The organism is Neobacillus kokaensis (genome assembly GCF_014656545.1).
Classification (GTDB): domain Bacteria; phylum Bacillota; class Bacilli; order Bacillales; family Cytobacillaceae; genus Neobacillus; species Neobacillus kokaensis.
On sequence record NZ_BNDS01000005.1, the window covers coordinates 208592 to 230416 of the forward strand.

Sequence of the window (21825 nt, forward strand, 5' to 3'; positions counted from 1 at the left end):
CCACCAGATTTGTCTCTTAGAACTGGCCTATGGGACACTTCCTCTCGATTTTCCACCTGGTTTGTCTCTTAGAACTGGCCTATGGGACACTTCCTTTCGATTTTCCACCTGGTTTGTCTCTTAGAACTGGCCTATGGGACACTTCCTCTCGATTTTCCACCTGGTTTGTCTCTTAGAACTGCCCTATGGGACACTCCCTCTCGGCTTTCCACCTTGTTTGTCCCTTAGAACTCGCCTATGGGACAGTTTACTCATCATCACAATTCGTTTTGTCCCATAGGCTGTTTTCTCCTAAGTCACATCTCCACCAAACAAAAGAAGCCCCCAAAACTAGAGGGCCCCTCATAAATCCCTAATTAGATCTGTCTCCATGGGCTGCGGACTACATTTGTTTGATTCCGGTCTGGGCCTACAGAGAAAGTAGATAATGGAATACCAGTCAGCTGTGTTACACGCTCCACATAGTGGCGGGCGTTGACAGGCAGTTCATCCAAGGATTTCACCCCTGTGATATCTTCAGTCCAGCCAGGGAGCTCTTCGTAAATTGGCTCACATTGAGACAGCACTTTTAAGCTTGCTGGATACTCTGTAATGACCTCATCCTTGTAACGATATGCCGTACAGATTTTTAACGTTTCAATTCCAGTCAAAACATCAATCGAATTCAACGATAAATCCGTTAAACCGCTGACACGGCGGGCATGGCGGACAACGACGCTGTCAAACCAGCCGATACGGCGAGGACGTCCTGTAGTTGTACCATACTCACGTCCCACCTCCCGAATTTGATGTCCAATTTCATCATGTAATTCAGTTGGGAAAGGACCATCACCGACGCGGGAAGTATAAGCCTTACAAACACCAACTACATGAGTAATTTTTGAAGGACCTACACCAGAACCAATGGTAACCCCGCCAGCAACAGGATTGGATGATGTAACAAATGGATATGTACCCTGATCAATATCAAGCATAACCCCTTGAGCACCTTCAAATAATACGCGTTTGCCCTCATCTAATGCATCATTTAAGACAACGGATGTATCACAGACATACTGTTTAATTTGCTGGCCGTACTCGAAGTATTCATCCAGAATCTCTTCTTTTTTAAAGCCTTCTACTTCATAAATTCGTTCAAATAAACGGTTTTTATCCGCTAAGTTTTGTTCTAATTTTTCTTCAAAAATTTCACGATCAAGTAAATCAGCAATGCGAATACCGACACGGGCAGCTTTGTCCATGTAAGCAGGACCAATCCCCTTTTTCGTCGTTCCAATCTTATTGGCGCCTTTCCGTAATTCCTCTACCTCATCCAATTTAATGTGATATGGAAGAATGACATGGGCACGATTGCTAATTCTTAGGTTATCAGTTGTAATGCCTCTTTCATGTAAATAAGCAAGCTCAGCTACAAGTGCCTTTGGATCAACAACCATTCCGTTTCCGATGACACTAATCTTTTCTTTATTGAAAATCCCTGAAGGAATCAAGTGCAATTTGTAGGTAACACCATTAAATTTAATCGTGTGGCCTGCATTGTTGCCGCCTTGATAACGAGCAATTACCTCTGCATTTTCAGAAAGAAAATCGGTAATTTTCCCTTTTCCTTCGTCTCCCCATTGTGTACCAACAACTACTACTGATGACATGAAAGGCACCTCCGAAATATTCACTTCTAGGTAATTAAAGTAGTCCAGCGCCAGCGCCTAGCCTCTTAGAATAATCTTCGCAGGAACAAGCTATGCTTGTTCTTAAGGCGCTTACGCCTTTTTATCTTAACACTAATTTAGTGTACCAATTTCAAAAGCAAAAATCAATTAAACACGAACGTTTTATATTAAACTATTAAAATCGTTCGTGCAAATAGTAATCTATAAAAAAGCCAGCCACAGCTTGGCTGACCTAGAAACTGCTATTTAAGCTCCTGGAGGGGACATTGTATCATCAAAACGTCTCTCTAAGTTTACGAATTTATTATATTCTTTTACGAATGCCAGCTGCACAGTGCCGACCGGACCATTACGCTGCTTAGCGATAATGATTTCAATAATGTTTTTATTCTCCGACTCCTTATCATAGTAATCATCACGATAAAGGAAGGCCACAATATCAGCATCCTGCTCAATACTTCCTGATTCACGAATATCGGACATCATTGGCCGTTTGTCCTGCCGCTGCTCAACTCCACGGGAAAGCTGAGATAAGGCAATGACCGGAACCTTTAGCTCACGGGCTAATTGTTTTAAGGATCGGGAAATTTCCGAAACCTCCTGCTGACGGTTTTCACCGGAACGGCCGCTTCCTAAAATAAGCTGCAAATAGTCAATTAATATCATTCCTAAGCCGTGCTCTTGCTTTAAGCGGCGGCATTTGGAACGTATATCACTGATTCTAACCCCTGGAGTATCATCGATAAAAATCCCTGTGTTAGACAAGCTGCCCATTGCCATCGTCAATTTTCCCCAGTCATCCTCTGTCAGTGACCCGGTACGAAGCCGCTGGGCGTCGATGTTCCCTTCGGCACATAATAGACGCATCACCAGCTGTTCAGCACCCATCTCCAAACTAAAGATGGCCACATTTTCGCCTGTTTTTTTCGCAACATTTTGCGCAATATTTAAGGCAAAGGCCGTTTTACCCACAGAAGGACGAGCACCGACAATGATTAAGTCATTGCGCTGGAAGCCTGCAGTCATACGGTCAAGCTCCACAAACCCTGTCTCTAGACCGGTAATATCCCCAACGCGTTTATGCATTTCCTCAATATTGTCATACGTCCGGACAAGGACATCTTTAATATCATGAAACGCCCCGGCATTTTTCCTTTGCGCCACTTCAAGAATACTTTTTTCTGCTTCGCTTAAGAGGGTTTCCACTTCATCCTCGCGCGTATATCCATCTGTTGCGATATTCGTTGCCGTACGGATTAATCGTCTAAGTAAAGACTTTTCTTCCACAATTTTAGCATAATACTCTATATTAGCCGCTGTCGGGACAGATGCCGCCAGCTCCCCTAAATAACTAACACCGCCAACATCCTCGATCAGTTTAGCTGCTGATAATTCCTCTGTTACGGTCACAAGATCGACCGCTTTTCCTTCATCATTCAGCTTTAACATGACGTTAAAGACTTTTTGGTGGGCCGCCCGATAAAAGTCTTCAGGAATCAAAATTTCTGAAGCCATTGTCAAGGAAGACGGTTCTAAAAAGATTGCTCCAATAACTGCCTGCTCAGCCTCAATATTTTGTGGAGGCATGCGGTCAGCAAACAATTCACTCATATTGCAAAAAACCTCCTAATAGAAGATCCCATTCAAAAAGAAAAAGTGACCAGCAGACACCGATCACGTTCTCTCAATCTTACTCTATTCTATCATGATTAACTAAAATTTGAACTGGAAAATATATTACAGTTCCTTCACATGCACAGTTAAAGTTGCTGTTACCTCATGATGAAGCTTTACAGGTACCTTTGTGTGACCAAGAGTACGGATAGCATCTGCTAATTCCATTTTACGCTTATCAATTTTAATGCCATGCTTCTTCTGTAATTCTTCAGCAATTTGCTTGGAAGTGATTGAGCCAAATAATCTGCCGCCTTCACCTGCTTTGGCCGTTAATTCAACTGTCGTTTGATCCAGCTTTTCCTTTAGCTTCTTTGCGTCAGCAAGCTCTTCTGCTGCAAGCTTTTCCTGCTTCTTGTTTTGAGCATCTAATGAGCTGAGATTTGCGTTGTTTGCCTCTACCGCCAAACCTTGCTTAATTAAGAAGTTATGGGCATACCCATCCGCAACATTTTTAATTTCTCCCTTTTTCCCTTTTCCTTTAACATCTTTTAGAAAAATAACCTTCATTCCCTTTTGCTCCCTTCCAAATAATCATCAATTGCCTGCTTTAATTTTGCTTCCGTTTCAGCAATTGTTAAACCCGTAAGCTGTGTAGCGGCATTTGTCAGATGTCCGCCGCCCTTTAAGCTTTCCATAATCACCTGAACATTGACATTCCCTAAGGAACGGGCACTGATGCCGATAACACCTTCATTTCGTTTTGCAATCACAAAGGAGGCCTGAACACCCTCCATTGTAAGTAACGTGTCAGCCGCCTGGGCAATTATAACTTGATCATGGACCTCTATCTCTCCGCCTTTGGCAATGGCAATACCATCACGATAAAAAGCCACAGATTCAATTAATTTTGCTCTTTGTTTATATGTATCAATGCTTTCTTTCATAAACTTCTGGACAAGTACTGTATCAGCACCATGTGCTCTAAGATAAGAAGCAGCATCAAATGTCCTTGAACCTGTTCTTAACGTGAAGCTTTTTGTATCTACAATGATTCCCGCTAAAAGCGCGGTGGCTTCTATTACTTCTATTTTAACCTTCTTCGGCTGATATTCAAGAAACTCGGTTACCAGCTCTGAAGTAGAGGAGGCATAAGGCTCCATATATACAAGCAATGGATTGGTAATGAAATCCTCGCTTCTCCTATGATGGTCAATAACAACGACATGGTCAATTTTGTTCAGCAGACGTTCATCCATCACTAAAGAAGGCTTATGGGTATCGACCACAACCAAAAGAGTTTTATCTGTGGCAATCTCCAGTGCTTCATCGGAACCAATAAAACGGGAGTATAAGGCCTCTTGGCTGCGAATTTCATCCATCAGCCGTTTGATCCCATTGTCTGTTTCCTGCACGTTCACTACTATATAGGCATCCTTCTGATTCATTTGCGCTACTTTATAAATCCCGATACTTGCACCAATCGAGTCCATATCCGGATTTTTATGTCCCATGATAATTACTTTATCACTAGCGGTTATTAAATCCTTTAAAGCGTGTGAAATAACCCTTGCCCTTACCCGTGTTCGTTTTTCAATTGGGTTTGTTTTGCCGCCAAAGAATTTGACCTTTCCGTTTGGCTGTTTAATGGCTACTTGGTCACCGCCTCTGCCAAGCGCTAAATCAAGGCTGGACTGGGCAAGTACGCCTAATTCCGGCAGGGAGGAAACTCCCGCTCCAACACCAATACTTAAGGTAAATGAGACATTGTGCTTAGAAGTCATTTCTCTTACATCATCCAATATGGAAAATTTACCCTTTTCTAGAATTTGGAGGATCTCTTCATTAAATACAGCAATAAACCGCTCTGAAGAAACCCGCTTTAAAAAGATGCCATTATCGTGTGCCCACTTATTTAAAATGGAAGTAACCAAATTGTTGATACTTCCTCGCATTTGATCATCCATCCCTTGGGTCAGATCATCATAGTTGTCTAAAAAAATCGTTGCGATAACGGTCCGTTCGTTCTGGTACAGTTTTTCAATTTCAGTCTGCTCAGTCACATCAAAAAAGTATAAAAGCCGCTCTTCATGCCTATGGACGACGCGGAATTTCCGCTCGTAAAGGGTAATCACTTCTGATTCTACTTCCTGCTTAATGAGTGGAATCAGGTCGTCTGCCACATCATACAGCGACCGTCCGACAAGCGTATCCTCATCGAAACAAGTGGCTAAATACGGATTGGTCCACTCAATATAATAATCATCATTAATGAGCATAATCCCAATCGGCATCTCTAGCAGTGCTTCCTCGCCAACCTTTTTTACCCGGTAAGAAAGGGTCGAGATGTACTCTTCCACTTCCTGTCTTTGGCGCTGGTCAATGACAAACATAAAATAAATTGGAATAATCATTAATACTAATCCAGCAAGACTTAAAATCCAATTATATAAGAACAGGACGATGAGCAATACTACTGTAACACCTATTAAACCGTAAAAAGGGTATCGTATTGACCTCTTTTCTAAAAATGCCGGCAAAGTTTTCAGCTCCAATCGAAAGTCTTACTCTTTTTGTTCCAATCGCTTTCGAAAATTAAATCCTAAATCGATAATTCCCAATAACATTATTATATAATGAATAGTCGGAATGATGAAAGCAAGAATTGCCACAAGCACACCAAGTCCCTTTGCCACTGACCGCTTGTGGAATATATAAAAAACAAACGAGAGTCCTTGCAGCACCATAAACATTTCCAATAAGTATATAGCGTTAAAAACAGCGATATATAAATAGGTCCCTTCTGCAGGATGTCCAAAGAGCTTAATGGCCATAGCGATTAAGTAATACCATAAAAGACTTTTCGGCAATGACAAGTTCCGAAAGCTGCCCCACGGCTGCACTTTAATGCCAAACCTTTTAATGATTGGAAAACAAATCCACTGAATCACAAATACACAAATAATCGATCCCCAAATTAATAAACTAGGAGCTAAGATTTGCAATGTTTTAATTAACAGTTCATTTTGTTTATTCAACTGCTCAATTTGACTTTCCTGCCCCATTGAACGTAACAATTCTTCAGACATTTTAGCGGACTCTTTATAGCTTTGCATAAATTCTTGAATGATATCAATTTTAAAGAAAGCAGCATTGACCGCGTACATAGCAACCACCCCTGCCATGAAAACAAGCGAGCTGGAGATTAAAATAGCGGTCCGACTCATATTTTTTTGCAGTAAATAACCTATGACAGAGCCAATGACGCCATACAAAAGCATAAACCCAAGACCTATGAAGGAACTGGCAAGAAAGGAAAGTATAGCAGCAGCAATGGTAAAAGCCAAGATATTTCTAATAGTATTCTTTGCCGCAAACATCATGAACGGCAGCGGCAGGACAAAATTCAACCCGGAACCAATAAGTGGTACATAAACCGTTATTAGTAAGATTGCAGCAAAGGCCGCCAAAAGAATAGCGCCTTCCGTTAGTTTACCTACATTTTTCACTTCTTCACCCCTAAATCAACTGGAAACCTAATCCTTATTTTATCTGCATGAAAGACTCTATTCAACCAATCCATTCCAACTATTTTTAAAACTTCCGTAATTCCTTAGCGTTAATAACGTATAACGAGTTATAATTAGTAATATGTGACGGTGGAAGGATGAATGAAATGAAAAAACAATCCTTGTTATTTTGTTCAATCCTGCTTCTATTTCTGTTTACGACTGGATGCAGTTCCAAAGATTCCGGTAAGAAAAAGGTAACAACAGAAAAGAAAGTAGAATTGACGGTTTCCGCAGCGGCAAGCTTGCAGGATGCCTTAAATGATATTCAAGCAAACTTTGAAAAGGAATATACTAATGTAAAAATTAACTATAACTTTGGAGCATCCGGCGCACTTCAGCAGCAAATTTCTCAAGGAGCACCCGTTGATCTCTATTTCTCAGCGACAGAGGACAAATTTGATCAATTAGTGACAGACGGGCTAATTGAAAGGAAGAACGGAACAGATCTTGTAGGAAATAAACTTGTGCTGGTAGTTCCCAAAGGTACAAATAAAAATATTCAATCATTTAAAGACCTTAGAAAAGCAGATAAAATTTCCATAGGTACACCAGAATCTGTACCAGCTGGAAAATATGCTAAGGATACATTAGAACACTTACATATTTGGAAAGTTGTCGAAGATAAAGTTGTTTTCGCCAAAGATGTTCGGCAGGTGCTTACATATGTAGAGACAAACAATGTCGATGCAGGAATTGTTTATAAAACAGATGCCATGATTTCACCGAAGGTTCAGATTGTCGCCTCCGCGGAAGAAAACACCCATGCACCAATTATTTATCCGGTGGGAATCATAAAGACCAGCACCCATCCAAAAGAGACAATGGCTTTTTTTGAATACCTGCAAAGCCAAAAAGCTATAGATATTTTCGAAAAGTACGGGTTTAAGGGGCTGCACTAATTGTCATGACAGCAAACTTCTGGTCACCCATTAGACTATCTGTTGAAATTGCTTCGATTTCTGGTATATTGGTGTTAATTTTAGGTCTATTTTTTGGAAGGCTAATGGCAAACAGGAATTTTAAAGGGAAGGTCTTTGTCGAAACCGGCTTCCTGCTGCCGCTGGTATTACCGCCAACTGTTGTCGGCTTCTTATTAATTATTATTTTTGGCAGAAATAGTCCAGTTGGGCAACTAGTAGAATGGGTCATTCATCAGCCCCTTATGTTTACCAAACGGGCTGCCGTTATTGCTTCGACCGTTGTAGCCTTCCCGCTGATGTATCAGTCAGCTAAAGCGGGATTTGAGGCAATTGATGAGGATATTGAGAATGCTGCTCGCGTGGACGGGGCCAATGAACTTAAATTATTTCTGACCATCTCCGTTCCTCTTGCCCTTAAAGCGATTATATCTGGTGCTATATTGAGTTTTGCCAGAGCATTAGGTGAGTTTGGTGCCACGTTAATGTTTGCAGGCAATATTCCCGGAAAAACACAAACCATTCCCACTGCCATCTATGTCGCACTTGATTCCGGTAATATGCAGCTTGCCTGGCTTTGGGTCGTGAGTATGATCGGGATATCATTTATTATGTTACTATGCGTTCACTTCACAAGATCTTAACGGTATAGAAAAAAGACACCCTCGTACGATGGGTGCCTTTTTTTTGCTATATTATTCGCCTGAAACGAATGGTAGTAATGCCATTTGACGAGCACGTTTAATAGCAACAGTTAATTTACGTTGATATTTAGCGCTTGTTCCAGTTACACGGCGTGGTAAAATTTTACCGCGCTCAGAGATGAATTTTTTAAGTAAATCCACTTCTTTGTAGTCAATGCGAGTGATGCCGTTTGCTGTGAAATAGCACACTTTACGACGTTTTGCACGTCCGCCTTTGCGTCCTCCTGCCATGAAGATTCCCTCCTTTAGATTTTTTTTATGTCCGTTCATAAAATGGTTTATTAGAATGGAAGATCATCATCTGAGATGTCAATCTGACCGCTTCCAGCAAATGGATCATCATCCACTCTTGTAAAACCTTGGTTGGAATTTTGTCGTTGATTCTGATTGCCGCCGCCATATGAAGACCCTTGAGGCTCTCTTGGAGGAGCACCGTAGAAATCGTTGCTTCTTCCGCCGCCGTTTCCGCCGCCAGAACCAGAAGAGCCTTTAGGTTCAAGAAATTGAACAGTATCTGCTACTATCTCAGTAAAATACTGACGTCTTCCATCTTGCTCGTAAGTACGAACTTGAATTCTGCCGTCTACTCCTGCTAAACTTCCCTTTTTCAAGAAGTTGGCGACATTTTCAGCAGCTTTACGCCAAACAACAATGTTTAAAAAGTCCGCCTCCCGCTCACCTTGCGGGTTTGAAAACTGTCGATTTACAGCTAGGGTAAAGGTAGCAACAGCAATGCCATTTGGTGTATATTTCAATTCAGGATCTTTTGTTAAACGGCCAACAAGCACTACACGATTGATCATCAGAATCAACTCCTTTTCCTTCTAAAATATCCCACGCGAAACATTTTAGAAATTTTATATAAAAAATTATTCTTCTTCTTTAATTACGATATGGCGAATGATATCTTCGCTGATTTTTGCAAGACGAGAAAATTCTTGAACTGCAGCAGCTGAAGAAGCTGTTTTCACGATTTCGTAATAGCCATCACGGAAATCATTGATTTCGTAAGCTAGACGACGCTTACCCCAATCTTTTGTTTCAGCAGTCTCCGCACCATTTTCAAGAAGAATTGTGTTAAAACGCTCTACAAGAGCCTTTTTCGCTTCATCTTCAATGTTTGGGCGGATGATGTACATGATTTCGTACTTATTCATCACGGTCACCTCCTTTTGGTCTAAACGGCCCTTCAATAAGGGCAAGGAGCAATTATTCATTACTCACAAGTTGAAATTATAGCATAGGGCAACCCAAAATGCAATCTCCTTCACAATTATGCCACTATTTTGCTGATAAAAAGCAAGGGTGTCAGGCACCATGTGAAAAATTCACATGGTGTCTGACACCCTAAATGACGACTTTATACGTTGAAACGGAAATGGATAACATCGCCGTCTTTTACTTCGTATTCTTTTCCTTCTAAGCGGACTTTGCCGGCTTCTTTAGCGGCATTGTAGCTTCCGCCTGCAACAAGATCATCATAGGAAACTGTTTCAGCACGGATAAATCCACGTTCAAAGTCAGAGTGAATAATGCCGGCACATTGTGGTGCCTTCATGCCCTTTCTAAATGTCCAAGCACGAACCTCCTGCACACCTGCTGTAAAATATGTGGCGAGGCCAAGTAAGCTGTAAGCGGCACGAATTAATTGATCAAGCCCTGATTCAGCAATCCCAAGCTCTTCCAGGAACATTTGCTTTTCTTCGCCTTCAAGCTCGGCAATTTCCTCTTCGATTTTTGCACAAATTACAATCACTTCAGCATTTTCATTTGCTGCATATTCACGGACCAGTTTTACGTACTCATTATCGGATGGATCTGCGACCTCATCTTCACTGACGTTGGCCACATATAGAACTGGTTTAATGGTTAATAAGTGAAGATGCTTTACCAGCTTCATTTGTTCTTCAGTAAAATCCACTGAACGGGCTGGCTTTTCCGCTTCAAATGCATCACGCAGCATAGAGAGAACTTCAAATTCAGCTGCTGCGTCCTTGTCCTTTTGTTTCGCTAATTTTTCCACGCGGCTAATACGTTTTTCTACTGATTCCATATCAGCTAGGATTAATTCCAAATTGATCGTTTCAATATCGGAAATCGGATCCACTTTTCCAGACACATGAGTAATATTCTCGTCAGCAAAGCAGCGAACCACTTGGCAGATGGCATCAACTTCACGGATATGGGATAAGAATTTGTTTCCTAAGCCTTCACCTTTACTAGCACCTTTCACAATTCCAGCAATATCAGTAAATTCAAATGCCGTTGGTACAGTCTTTTTCGGCTGCACAAGCTCTGTTAATTTTTGCAGACGATGATCGGGAACTTCTACAATCCCGACATTCGGGTCAATCGTACAGAAAGGGTAGTTTGCTGATTCTGCGCCAGCTTGGGTAATTGCGTTAAATAATGTCGACTTACCAACATTTGGTAGTCCGACAATCCCAGCAGTTAAAGCCATTCACTTTCACTCCTCAAAAAATTTCATCTATTTTAACTATCATTAATTTTATAAAGGCGGTGTGAGCAGAGCTAAACATCACTTAATTTCCAACAAAAAAACTTTACTTTCTACCACATGGAAATAAAGTGTCCCGTTTTTGCGGCGCTCTGCCCCTTTATAAATACCTTTCACAATTATAGGCATTTGTCGGCAAAAAAACAAGAAAGCCGACAGGAGAAAAGACTCTTATTCTACCACTTTTTTAAAAAAACAAAAGATAAATTTCAACAAACTTCTCTATTATTTTAGTAAATATGGTAAAATTTATTACAAATTCCATTTTAGTATCGCCAAATACAGGATTATTATACATATTTATGTAAAAAATTGGAGGGGGAGTAATGAAAAAAACAGACGTACCGCAAACCAGTCCAGAACAACCCCGAATGCCGGGGAATGTCGTAAAGAAGGCAATCATCCCTACATTTTGTTTTGCCGTTCTTTCAACGGCCGCTTATCAGGAAGCGGTTTTGGCTGAAAAAGCAAATCCAGGCCATTCATATGTAAAGTATGTGGATATAACCAGTGGTTCCTTAAATTTACGGAAAAGTGCCACTTCTGGTTCTGCTGTTATTAGTTCGCTGAAAAAAGGGACCGCAGTAACTGTTTATTCCGAAGCAAAAGGCTGGGCGAAGGTAAAAGCAAGCGGCAAGATTGGCTTTGTCAGTGCAAGCTTTCTTTCCTCTAAGAATTCAGACGGATTCGCCAAGCAATCCACAAGCCAAACGGTTACTAAATATGTGGATGTTGCAAGCGGGGCGTTAAATTTACGCAAGAGTGCTTCTACCAAATCGAGCGTCATCGGATCCTTGAAAAAAGGAACCGCGGTAACGGTTTATTCCGAAGCCAAGGGCTGGGCTAAAGTAAAGGCCGGCAGAAAAATTGGATACGTCAGTACAAATTTCTTAGCTTCCAAAAATTCCGACTCTAACTCTGGTTCCGATGGTTTCACTAAACAATCCACAAGCCAACCGGTTACTAAATATGTCAATGTTGCAAGCGGGTCATTAAACATGCGGAACGGTGCTTCCACCAGTGCATCGATTATTGTTAAGCTGGCAAAAGGGACTCCTGTCAAGGTTTACTCCAGCTCTGGAGGGTGGTCTAAAATCGAGGTCTATGGAAAAAAAGGCTATGTCAGTTCCGCTTTCTTAGGTGATAAATCTCAAGGTACAAACAACGGTTCTTCTATGAGTACCCCAAAAATAATCATTAAATATGTCAATATAAATGCCAGCTCAAGATTGAATGTTAGAAAAAGCACTTCAACTAGCTCTGATATTATTACAAAGCTGATAAATGGCACTGAAGTAAAGGTTATTTCAGAATCTAAGGGTTGGGCCAAAATAGAAGTAAATGGAAAGCAAGGGTTTGTCAGCTCGGAATTTTTAGTCTCTAAAATTTCAAGCCCTAAGCCGCAGCCCCCTAAGAAGGAGGAGCAAAAAAAGGCAGCCAAATATGTGAATGTGAAGCTTGGTTCCTCATTAAATATGCGGAAAAGTGCCTCAACAAAAGCTTCTGTTTTAATAAAATTAGCCCGAGGTGTGAAAGTCGCTGTTTACTCTGAAGCAAATGGCTGGGCTAAAATTGAGGCTTACGGAAAAACAGGCTACGTAAGTAGTGACTTTCTAACAACTACGAAGCCAGTTGCTGGTTCCAATACTGAAAGTGAAAAGAAACCATCATCAGATTTAAATAATGGCAGCGGTGCTAATACTGCTCCAGGTTCAAATACCGGGTCTGGGTCCGATTCTTCCGCCAATAACGGTTCTCAACAGAATAAGCCTGTGGCGGTTGAAAAATATGTCAATGTCCTTTATGGATCGAGCTTAAAAATGCGAGCTACAGCTTCTACAAGTGCAGCGGTTATTACGAAACTGGCAAGGGGAACGTTAGTCACCGTTTTATCTGAAGAAAATGGCTGGGCCAAAGTAACAGCAAATGGAAAGACGGGATTTGTCAGCTCTCAATATTTATCGGATACTGCTCCGTTTAACCCAAATACAACAGGTCCAAGTATCGAAAAAGTGTATGAAAGCTATAATATTGGCTTAGCAGACATGGTAAGAATAGAGATGGCCTCTAGTCCGCAAACTGATAAAAAATATGATACATATATCAGGGCCGATGCCTTAACCTTATCAAGTCCTACAAGTGGTACCGTAAATGGTGCGAGCTGGAATGTAAGGGGCGGCGCAAGTACTGATTATTGGAATGTCGGACAAGTAAAAGATAAAGACACCCTGCAAATTCTCGGAACCATTAAAGGCAAAGATGGATTTGACTGGTACAAGGTAGCCTATAATAAAACATGGGTCAATGCCAGCCCTGAGGATGTTAGCTATTATGTAAATCCAAATAATTTCCTTGGAAGTACGTCTAATTCTCTGCAATTTCTAAAATTATCATTAACTGCAGAACTCGATGCAAAAGAAGTAAATGATAGAGTGCTATCCGGTAAAGGCATTTTAAATGGTTTAGCTTCAACCTTTATTAAAGCCGGCGAAAAGTATGGGGTTAATGAAATGTATTTAATTGCCCATGCCCTGTTAGAAACCAGTAACGGTAGATCCGATCTAGCAAATGGTGTCCAAGTAAACGGGAAAACAGTTTACAATATGTACGGCATCGGGGCTATTGACGCAGATGCCATTAACGGCGGCGCACAGTTCGCCTATAACGCAGGCTGGTTTACGCCTGAAGATGCGATTATTGGCGGAGCCCAATTTATTGCTAACGGCTATATTAATGCAGGTCAGGATACCCTTTACAAAATGAGATGGAATCCGAGAGCCGCAGCCGCAAACGGAAAGGCCACACATCAGTACGCCACAGACATTGGCTGGGCAGCAAAACAAGTCAAACAAATGTATAATTTATATAGTTTAATAGATTCTTATAAACTTGTTTTGGAAATACCGCAATACAAATAAATTCTTAAATGTCCCATAGTGCGCTGAGCTATGGGACATTTTACTATCTTCATTACCGGTTTTGTCCTCAAAAAACTTTATGAAAGGCAGTTTTACGATTTCAATTAGCGTAAATCACTTATCAATTAGCGCAAACGGCTTCTTCATTAGCGCACATTACCTTTCAATTAACGTAAGGCAATTTAATAGTGATTTTGTCCTCAAGAACCCTTATTAAAGACACTTCCATAGGCTCCACAACCTTTTCTTTCTCATTAGAACCATGTTAAGAAAAAGATAATAGTATTTTTCAAGAAATTGTATTATCCTTATTTAAAAAGTCAGCATTTGGAGGTGAATTTTTTGGCGACAGTCGTAAAAGCGGCATGTCCGTTAAATTGCTGGGATAGCTGCGGTTTTCATGTAACAGTGGAAAATGGGCGGGTGACAAAAGTCGAAGGTGACCCAGATCACCCGATTACGAAAGGTAAAATCTGCGGACGCGGCAGGATGCTTGAAACAAGAACAAACTCACCTGAACGCTTACTCTATCCTTTAAAAAAGGTAAACGGACAATTTCAACAAATTTCCTGGGAGCAGGCGCTCGCTGAAATCGCCGCTAAATTCACGAAAATCAAAGAAAAGTACGGAACAACAGCTGTCCTGCACAGCCATGATTATGCGAATAATGGGATATTAAAAAATCTCGACCAGCGCTTTTTTAATTGTTACGGCGGAGTGACTGAGCTTTACGGATCACTTTGCTGGGGGGCAGGAATTGAAGCACAAAAATGGGATTTTGGCAACGCCTTAAGCCACGAACCAAATGATATTTACAACAGTAAAAGCATTATCATTTGGGGCCGAAATGCTGCTCGCACCAATATGCATTTTTATGAAAAACTGCTTGAGGTCAAGAAGCTTGGCGCTAAATTAATTGTTATTGACCCGCTGTTTAACGCAACAGCTAAAATTGCTGATGAGCACATTACAATAAAGCCTGGAATGGACGGTATTTTAGCAGCAGGGATTATCAAAGAAATACTCCGCCTAGGCCTTGAAGACAGGACATTTATCGAAAGGTCCACATACGGATTTGCCGACTTAGAAAAGTTAATAAATAGTATATCCCTTGAAAAAGTAAGTGAAATGGCCGAGGTTCCTGTGGAGGTCATCACCAACTTAGCGTATGTTTATGCCGAGAAGCCGACAGCGACCTTTATGGGGCTTGGCTTACAGCGTTATCAAAACGGTGGCAACACCATTCGCCTGATTGATGCCCTTGTCGCTGTCAGCGGCAATATCGGCATCCCCGGGGGCGGTGCAAATTACGCCAATATCCAGGTGGGCCAAAGCTTTGCGTTCGAGGAATTAACCCTTCCGAACCGTAGAAAAAACCACCGTCTGTTTTCGATCATGAAGCAGGCTGAGGACGTATTAACCGCAAAGAATCCGGAAATTAAGATGATTGTCGTAACATGCGGCAACCCGCTAACTCAGGTTCCTGATTCAACGGTGGTCGAAAAAGCCTTTTCTTCAGTAGAAACATTAGTCGTCATTGAGCAATTTATGACCGATACGGCAAAAATTGCGGATTATATCCTGCCGACTACAACTGCATTCGAGGAAGAGGACTTTTATTATTCATCAATGTATCATCATTATGTTAATTATGGTCCTAAGCTTGTTCAAGAGACCCCTGGCGAAGTGAAGCCAGATTTATGGATATGGACGCAATTAGCCCAGCAGCTTGGATTTGGTGAGGATTTTAACTTCACCAGAGATGAATGGCTCAACATGACTCTAAAACCGCTAAAGGAAAAGGGCTTCACACTGGAAAAATTAAAAGAAAACAGCACATTAGAACTGCCAGCAGCGAAAATTCCATGGCAGGATAAACGATTCGCAACACCATCAGGTAAATTTGAATTCACCTCCCAATTGGGCCAGCAAAAAGGGTTTCCTGGGGAATTAACATTAGCCCTTCCTGATGAATCTAAGTGGTCCATGCCAGAGCTTGCGGCAAAATATCCGTACAGCTTGCTGACGATTCACCCTATGCGATCCAATCATTCGCAAAACTATCATTTGTTGAGCGGGAATATTAAGCTTAAAGTCGAGATTGCCCAAAATATTGCCGATGATCAAGGATTGCAAAATGGTGATCAAGTCAGAGTCTGGAACGATCGCGGGGAAGTGAAAGGATTTGTTTCCATTCTATCTGCAGCCCACCCTAATACGATAAATATCGATGAAGGAATCTGGCGCAGGTTCGGCGGACCAGTCAATAATTTAACCTCAAGCCGCGAATCAGACAACCGCTTGGGCAGCACACTCTATGACTGTCTTGTAAATCTTGAAAAACTATAAAAAAAGGCACTATGTGAAAAATTCACATGGTGCCTGACACCAAAAAAAAGAAGCATGAAATGTTATCCTTCATGCTTCACTAAAATCTTTTTCATTTTTCGGGAAAACTCTCTTCTTGGAATCATTACACTATGCCCGCAGCCTTCGCACTTGATCCGGATGTCCATGCCCATTCGTATGATTTTCCAGCGATTTGTCCCGCACGGATGCTGTTTTTTCATCTCAACCACATCATTTAGTCCAAATTCTTTTTCTTCCATCATGCTCACCTCTTTTTTATTTTTCCCCATCTGGCAACATCACAAATTTCGCTGAAGGGACCCTGATTCCATACTCATCTAAAATACTCTTGATATCCTTCCGAATCATTCTTGTAACCGCTGCATGCTGCATAGGCAATGTTTCGGCGGTAACCCGCAAGACCACCTCCGTCGGTCCCATCGTTTGAATCCCTAAAAGTGTCGGAACAGCAACTAATTGTTCATATTGACTAGGCATTTTTGCCAGCGCATCTTCAATAACCTTTTGAGCCTTATCAATATCCTCACCATTAGAAATGGCAATATCAATAACGGCAATACTATTATTGAGCGAAAAATTTGTCACCTGAGTGATGCTTCCGTTTGGTAAGATATGCACTTCCCCGGTCCAGCTTTTGATTTTTGTTGTTCTTAATCCTATTGCTTCAACATTTCCTTCGAATTCCCCGATTCGAACATGATCGCCAACGGAAAACTGATCCTCAAAGATAATGAAAAACCCAGAAATAATATCCTTCACTAAGCTTTGCGCACCAAAACCGACGGCTAAGCCAACAACTCCGGCACCAGCAATCAGTGCCTTAACGTCTATTCCCAAAACGGAAAGAACCATCATAATGGCAATAAAGTACACTACATATGTCAGTGTATTATCCAAAAGCTTGGCCAATGTTTCTTCCCGCCGCTCTGACTTATTAAGCGGCGACAAATTCCTTAGTTTAAAAACATTATGAATCGCTACTTTCCCAATTCGAATAATGATATTAGAAATGGCCATAATGATTAAAATTTTTAAAAACGCTTCACCCAAACTCATCCATGTATCTTCATTTTGTAGTTTATCTATTACATTTTTTTTAAACCCTTTTTCCGTTGTAATCTCTTCCATTTATACACCTGCTTTCAAAACTTTCATACCTATTCTATTTTAACAATTTTTATAAGCATAGAATAGTGAAGTGTTTTTAGCATTTTTAGATTGTCCATGTATAGATATTCTAAATTTTCCGTATAATGTTAAAGCACATGATTGATCGTGGATAAGAGGTGGATCGAAATGAATCTGAAAGCACACTTTTTCGATAAAAAGGCTAAAACACAAATTTTCCATGATGATGCTCATGCCGCCCAAAATTTGGCCGGTGAGCTGCTTAGCTTTATTCCTGCAATGACCAGCCGCCCGATTGTCTTTGTCTGTATTGGCACTGACCGCTCCACAGGTGATTCTTTAGGACCCTTAATCGGTACATTGTTAGAAGAAAAAAAACTAACGTCCTTTTATGTATACGGAACACTTGATGAGCCGATTCATGCGGTAAATCTTGAAGATAGACTGAATGAAATTCAATTAAAACACGATAATCCATATATGATTGGAATTGATGCCTGTCTTGGACGGACAAAAAATGTTGGCGTGATCCAGGTTGGAAAAGGCCCTGTCAAACCAGGGGCCGGGGTAAATAAGGAGCTCCCTGCGGTGGGTGATATACATATCACAGGGATTGTCAATGTAAGCGGTTTTATGGAGTTTTTTGTGTTACAAAACACCCGCCTAAATTTAGTAATGAAAATGGCTAAAACCATATCTGAAGGAATTTATCTAGCTGGCCTGATTTATCAAAAAACAATTGTTACAGAAGAAGAAAAGACCAATTGAAAAAAGGGAGCTCAATTTTTACAGGAGATCCCTTTTCCTCTTTCTACCATTAAAAATTATATAAAATCGTTACAATAATTCCTACCACCATTATACCAGGGAGAAGATTGGCAACCTTCACCTTCGTTAATCCAATTAAATTTAATCCGATGGCAAAAATCATGATACCGCCTGTTGCCGTCATCTCGGTAATAAACTGTTCCATCAGCAGTTTTGGAACGAATTGATTAATTTGCGTCGCAAACAAGGCAATTAATCCTTGATACAATAGAACAGGAACGGCGGAAAAAATAACACCGATTCCAAGTGTAGAAGAGAGGATTAAGGCGGTAAAACCGTCAATGATTGCTTTCGTATAAAGTACATCGTGGTCGCCGCGAATGCCGCTGTCTAAGGCTCCAATAATCGCCATCGCACCGATAACAAAGATTAAGGTTGCAGTCACAAACCCTTCCGATATACTGCCTTTTCCATTTGAGCCTACTTTACTTTCAAGCCATTTGCCCAAATCATTCAATTTATCCTCCAGTTTCATCCATTCTCCAATTACCGCACCAAAGACAAGACTGATAATAACAATTAAGAAGTTATCACTTTTTAAGCCCATTTGCAGCCCTAAAACCATTACTGCAAGACCAATCGCATACATAACTGTAGTCTTCATTCCCTCGGGAATTCGATTTAACAGTCTCCCAAGGAGCGTACCGACAATAATCAATACTCCGTTCACAAGTGTTCCCAATAAAAACATTGTCTTTCTCCTTACTTTCGCCTCACGAAATAGTATTAAATTTAACCTATCATGTTTTCTATCTGCAGAAAAGGGTTTTATAAAAAAATAAACCATCCTATAGATGGCTTACAATGATTCGTGTTCTTGGCCGAGAATTTCTAAAATCCTCTCTAAATCATCCTGGGAGAAAAATTCAATCTCAATTTTTCCTTTATTTTTATTTTGTTTAATCGTAACCGAAGTGCCAAATCGTTCGCGGAGAGAATGCTCACGCTCAAGGATAAAGACATCCTTTTTCTTCTCCGGCTGCTTTGTTTCACGTGGAACATTTTCGTTTAATTGCTGTATCCATTTTTCCAGCTGTCGGACATTCATAGATTCATTGATAACCTTTTCTACCACCATTGGCAGAGTGGCCTTGTTCCTAAGTCCCAATAATGCCCTGCCATGTCCCATTGAGATTTTCCCATCCGAAATCAGCTCTTGAATTTTCGGCGGCAGGGATAATAAGCGGATATGGTTAGCTACATGAGGCCGGCTCTTTCCTAACCTTTTAGCAACCTCTTCCTGTGTTAAGTCAAGCTTGTCCATTAAGGTTTGATAGGCTTGCCCTTCTTCAATCGGATTTAAATCCTCCCGCTGCAGGTTCTCTAGGACGGCTAATTCCATCATTTGCTGTTCCGTAAGCTCTCTCACTACGGCTGGAACAGTGGTAAGTTTTGCCTCCTTTGCTGCTCGATAGCGGCGTTCTCCGACTACAATCTCATAGCCTTTTATACTTTTTCTGACGATTATTGGCTGGAGAATTCCATGTTCGATAATAGAGGCCTTTAATTCATCGATTGCCTCCTGTTGGAAGTATTTCCGCGGCTGATAAGGGTTTGGTCTTAGTTCTTTAATTTTAATCTCCTGTACCGTCTCTTCTTTCCCGGCCTCCATATTGGAAAAGATGGCGTCTAGACCTTTTCCTAAACCTTTTCCCAATCCTTTAGCCATTTGCGACCACTTCCTTTGCCAAATCTACATACACTTCCGCTCCGCGTGATTTTGCATCATACGTAATAATCGGTTCCCCATGGCTTGGTGCTTCACTTAGACGTACATTCCGTGGAATAATCGTTTTATACACCTTATCTTGAAAATACTTTTTGACCTCTTCAATAACCTGAATCCCCAGATTGGTTCTCGCATCTAGCATTGTTAACAAAACGCCTTCAATTTTTAAGTCCTTATTTAAATGCTTTTGCACCAATCTAACGGTGTTTAATAATTGACTTAATCCTTCTAAGGCGTAATACTCGCACTGTACTGGAATAATGACGGAATCTGATGCTGTTAAGGCATTAAGTGTCAACAGTCCTAGTGATGGCGGACAATCGATAATAATATAATCAAATTGATCCTTTACTTCCTCAAGAGCCCGTTTTAAGCGGACTTCCCTTGAAATGGTCGGCACAAGCTCAATTTCCGCCCCAGCCAATTGAATTGTGGCCGGAATGGCGTACAAATTTTCTACCGCTGTTGGCAGGATGACTTCTTTTGCCTCTACATCATCTACCAAAACATCATATACACACTGTTCGACAACAGCCTTTTCAATACCAATCCCACTTGTTGCATTTCCTTGCGGATCTATATCTACTAATAATACTCGCTTGCCGATATATGCTAAACAGGCGCCTAGGTTGACAGAGGTAGTTGTTTTACCAACTCCACCTTTTTGATTCGCGATTGAAAGGATTTTACCCACTTTGTCACCCATCCTTTGCTTCTAAAAAAATATATTTCTCTTATTCTAGCAATTTGTAGTGATTTTCAAGAATATTCTGCCTTCATACGTAAAATTAAAATTCCATTTCTCTATTTTATCATGAAACATCCGGGTTGTTGAATTTTTTCAAAAAATATTCCAAATAGACGAGAGGAGATTATAGTTAGATTTGGCAATATATTGGGGAAATAAATAAGAACCAAACAAAGTGGCTGCTTGGTTCTTCCATCTTCAAAACTATTATTTTTTCTTTGGAATACGAATGGTAAATTGATAAAATTCGTCAAATTCCTCTTCCTCAGCATTAAGATTAATGCCGCTATCTGTCACCATTGATAACGATTGACGAATCGTATTTACGGCAATTCTCATATCTTTGCTGAATGCCTTACGCTTTGGTTTCGGTTTGGCTGTCTTTTCTTCCAACAGCTTGGCAATGCGGTCTTCCGTTTGTTTAACATTGAAGTTCTTCTCAATGATTTCCGCAAGCAATGCGACTTGTTTTTCCGGGTCTTTTAGCGGAATCAAAGCTCGAGCGTGGCGCTCTGTGATCACTTTATTTAATAAGGCATCTTGAACCGGCTGTGGTAATTTGAGAAGTCGAAGCTTGTTGGCAACAGTTGACTGCCCCTTTCCTAAGCGCTGCGCCAGCGCCTCCTGGGTTAAATTATGCAGTTCTAACAGTCGGCCATAGGCAATGGCTTCTTCAATCGGAGATAACTCCTCCCGCTGCAGATTCTCAATCAACGCAACAGAAGCTGTTTCCGTATCGGTCATATCTTTTACGATGGCTGGTGCTTCGGTCCAACCAAGCTTTTTCATTGCTCTCCAGCGGCGTTCACCGGCAATAATTTCAAATTGATTTGCAGCAAATTCCCTCACGACGATTGGCTGGATAATTCCATGTATATGAATAGTTCGCGATAATTCATCAATTTTTTCTTCGTCGAAAACGGTTCGCGGCTGAAAACGGTTCGGAACAATTTGATCGATGGGTATTTTTTTGATTTCTTCATTTCTTTCAATATTCAGCTCTTGTTCCAGTTCAACCGTTTGTTCTCCTTTGTCACCGAGGCCAAAAAAGCGTGTAAACGAACTCTTCATCCCCAACACCACCTTTCGAAACTCCCTATTACTTATTC

At 41.0% G+C, this 21825-nt stretch carries 20 protein-coding genes; 5 read left to right on the forward strand and 15 right to left on the reverse strand.

Features of this window, described 5'->3' with window-relative positions; genetic code table 11:
* Positions 1-356: 356 nt before the first annotated feature.
* The 5 genes from IE222_RS08220 to IE222_RS08240 form a co-directional block, all read right to left on the reverse strand.
* A complete protein-coding gene (locus tag IE222_RS08220; RefSeq protein WP_191271602.1) occupies positions 357-1649 on the reverse strand; it encodes an adenylosuccinate synthase in 1293 nt (430 codons plus the stop codon).
* A 267-nt stretch (positions 1650-1916) separates the two neighbouring features.
* A complete protein-coding gene (gene dnaB / locus IE222_RS08225) occupies positions 1917-3281 on the reverse strand; it encodes a replicative DNA helicase (RefSeq protein ID WP_191271604.1) in 1365 nt (454 codons plus the stop codon).
* Between the two features lie 126 nt (positions 3282-3407).
* The gene (rplI, locus tag IE222_RS08230) at positions 3408-3854 is read right to left on the reverse strand and encodes a 50S ribosomal protein L9 (protein ID WP_191271606.1); all 447 of its coding nucleotides are present in this window, start codon (positions 3852-3854) and stop codon (positions 3408-3410) included.
* The gene (locus IE222_RS08235) at positions 3851-5824 is read right to left on the reverse strand and encodes a DHH family phosphoesterase (protein ID WP_191271608.1); all 1974 of its coding nucleotides are present in this window, start codon (positions 5822-5824) and stop codon (positions 3851-3853) included. The genes rplI and IE222_RS08235 overlap by 4 nt, the downstream gene beginning before the upstream one ends.
* A gap of 24 nt (positions 5825-5848) precedes the next feature.
* Positions 5849-6793, reverse strand: a complete 945-nt coding sequence (locus IE222_RS08240; protein WP_191271610.1) for a YybS family protein — start codon at positions 6791-6793, stop codon at positions 5849-5851.
* 167 nt (positions 6794-6960) lie between these two features.
* Between IE222_RS08240 and modA the strand changes: the two genes are divergently transcribed.
* Both modA and modB read left to right on the forward strand, forming a co-directional pair.
* A complete protein-coding gene (modA, locus tag IE222_RS08245) occupies positions 6961-7755 on the forward strand; it encodes a molybdate ABC transporter substrate-binding protein (protein WP_191271612.1) in 795 nt (264 codons plus the stop codon).
* A gap of 5 nt (positions 7756-7760) precedes the next feature.
* Complete coding sequence (modB, locus tag IE222_RS08250; protein ID WP_191271620.1) at positions 7761-8417, forward strand: molybdate ABC transporter permease subunit; 657 nt, start codon at positions 7761-7763, stop codon at positions 8415-8417.
* Positions 8418-8468: 51 nt separating this feature from the next.
* Here the strand turns inward: modB and rpsR are convergent, their stop codons facing one another.
* The 4 genes from rpsR to ychF form a co-directional block, all read right to left on the reverse strand.
* Complete coding sequence (gene rpsR, locus IE222_RS08255; RefSeq protein ID WP_191271622.1) at positions 8469-8708, reverse strand: 30S ribosomal protein S18; 240 nt, start codon at positions 8706-8708, stop codon at positions 8469-8471.
* Positions 8709-8758: 50 nt separating this feature from the next.
* Positions 8759-9280 carry a single-stranded DNA-binding protein gene (ssb, locus tag IE222_RS08260; protein ID WP_191271624.1) on the reverse strand — a complete coding sequence of 174 codons (522 nt, stop codon included), beginning with the start codon at positions 9278-9280 and terminating at the stop codon, positions 8759-8761.
* Positions 9281-9346: 66 nt separating this feature from the next.
* On the reverse strand, positions 9347-9634 hold the full coding sequence (gene rpsF, locus IE222_RS08265; protein WP_191271626.1) for a 30S ribosomal protein S6: 288 nt from the start codon (positions 9632-9634) through the stop codon (positions 9347-9349).
* A 203-nt stretch (positions 9635-9837) separates the two neighbouring features.
* Positions 9838-10938, reverse strand: a complete 1101-nt coding sequence (ychF, locus tag IE222_RS08270; RefSeq protein WP_191271628.1) for a redox-regulated ATPase YchF — start codon at positions 10936-10938, stop codon at positions 9838-9840.
* Positions 10939-11321: 383 nt separating this feature from the next.
* Here ychF and IE222_RS08275 point away from each other — a divergent pair, with 383 nt between their 5' ends.
* Both IE222_RS08275 and IE222_RS08280 read left to right on the forward strand, forming a co-directional pair.
* On the forward strand, positions 11322-13913 hold the full coding sequence (locus IE222_RS08275) for an SH3 domain-containing protein (protein WP_191271630.1): 2592 nt from the start codon (positions 11322-11324) through the stop codon (positions 13911-13913).
* Positions 13914-14255: 342 nt separating this feature from the next.
* Positions 14256-16262 (forward strand): molybdopterin-dependent oxidoreductase, encoded by a 2007-nt coding sequence (locus IE222_RS08280; protein ID WP_191271636.1) that lies wholly within the window; start codon positions 14256-14258, stop codon positions 16260-16262.
* A 62-nt stretch (positions 16263-16324) separates the two neighbouring features.
* Here the strand turns inward: IE222_RS08280 and IE222_RS08285 are convergent, their stop codons facing one another.
* Complete coding sequence (locus tag IE222_RS08285; RefSeq protein WP_191271638.1) at positions 16325-16522, reverse strand: DUF951 domain-containing protein; 198 nt, start codon at positions 16520-16522, stop codon at positions 16325-16327.
* 16 nt (positions 16523-16538) lie between these two features.
* A complete protein-coding gene (locus IE222_RS08290; protein WP_191271640.1) occupies positions 16539-17411 on the reverse strand; it encodes a mechanosensitive ion channel family protein in 873 nt (290 codons plus the stop codon).
* Between the two features lie 168 nt (positions 17412-17579).
* On the opposite strand from IE222_RS08290, the gene yyaC reads away from it, so the two are divergent.
* Positions 17580-18179: a spore protease YyaC gene (gene yyaC, locus IE222_RS08295; RefSeq protein ID WP_191271642.1), complete on the forward strand. Its 600-nt coding sequence runs from the start codon at positions 17580-17582 to the stop codon at positions 18177-18179.
* 49 nt (positions 18180-18228) lie between these two features.
* Here the strand turns inward: yyaC and IE222_RS08300 are convergent, their stop codons facing one another.
* From IE222_RS08300 to noc, 4 genes are all read right to left on the reverse strand, one after another.
* The gene (locus tag IE222_RS08300) at positions 18229-18930 is read right to left on the reverse strand and encodes a DUF554 domain-containing protein (protein ID WP_191271644.1); all 702 of its coding nucleotides are present in this window, start codon (positions 18928-18930) and stop codon (positions 18229-18231) included.
* 108 nt (positions 18931-19038) lie between these two features.
* The gene (locus IE222_RS08305) at positions 19039-19896 is read right to left on the reverse strand and encodes a ParB/RepB/Spo0J family partition protein (RefSeq protein ID WP_191271697.1); all 858 of its coding nucleotides are present in this window, start codon (positions 19894-19896) and stop codon (positions 19039-19041) included.
* Positions 19897-19900: 4 nt separating this feature from the next.
* Positions 19901-20662 (reverse strand): ParA family protein, encoded by a 762-nt coding sequence (locus IE222_RS08310; protein WP_191271646.1) that lies wholly within the window; start codon positions 20660-20662, stop codon positions 19901-19903.
* A 261-nt stretch (positions 20663-20923) separates the two neighbouring features.
* Entirely contained in the window at positions 20924-21787 is an 864-nt protein-coding gene (gene noc / locus IE222_RS08315; protein ID WP_191271648.1) for a nucleoid occlusion protein, read from the reverse strand.
* Positions 21788-21825 lie beyond the last annotated feature (38 nt).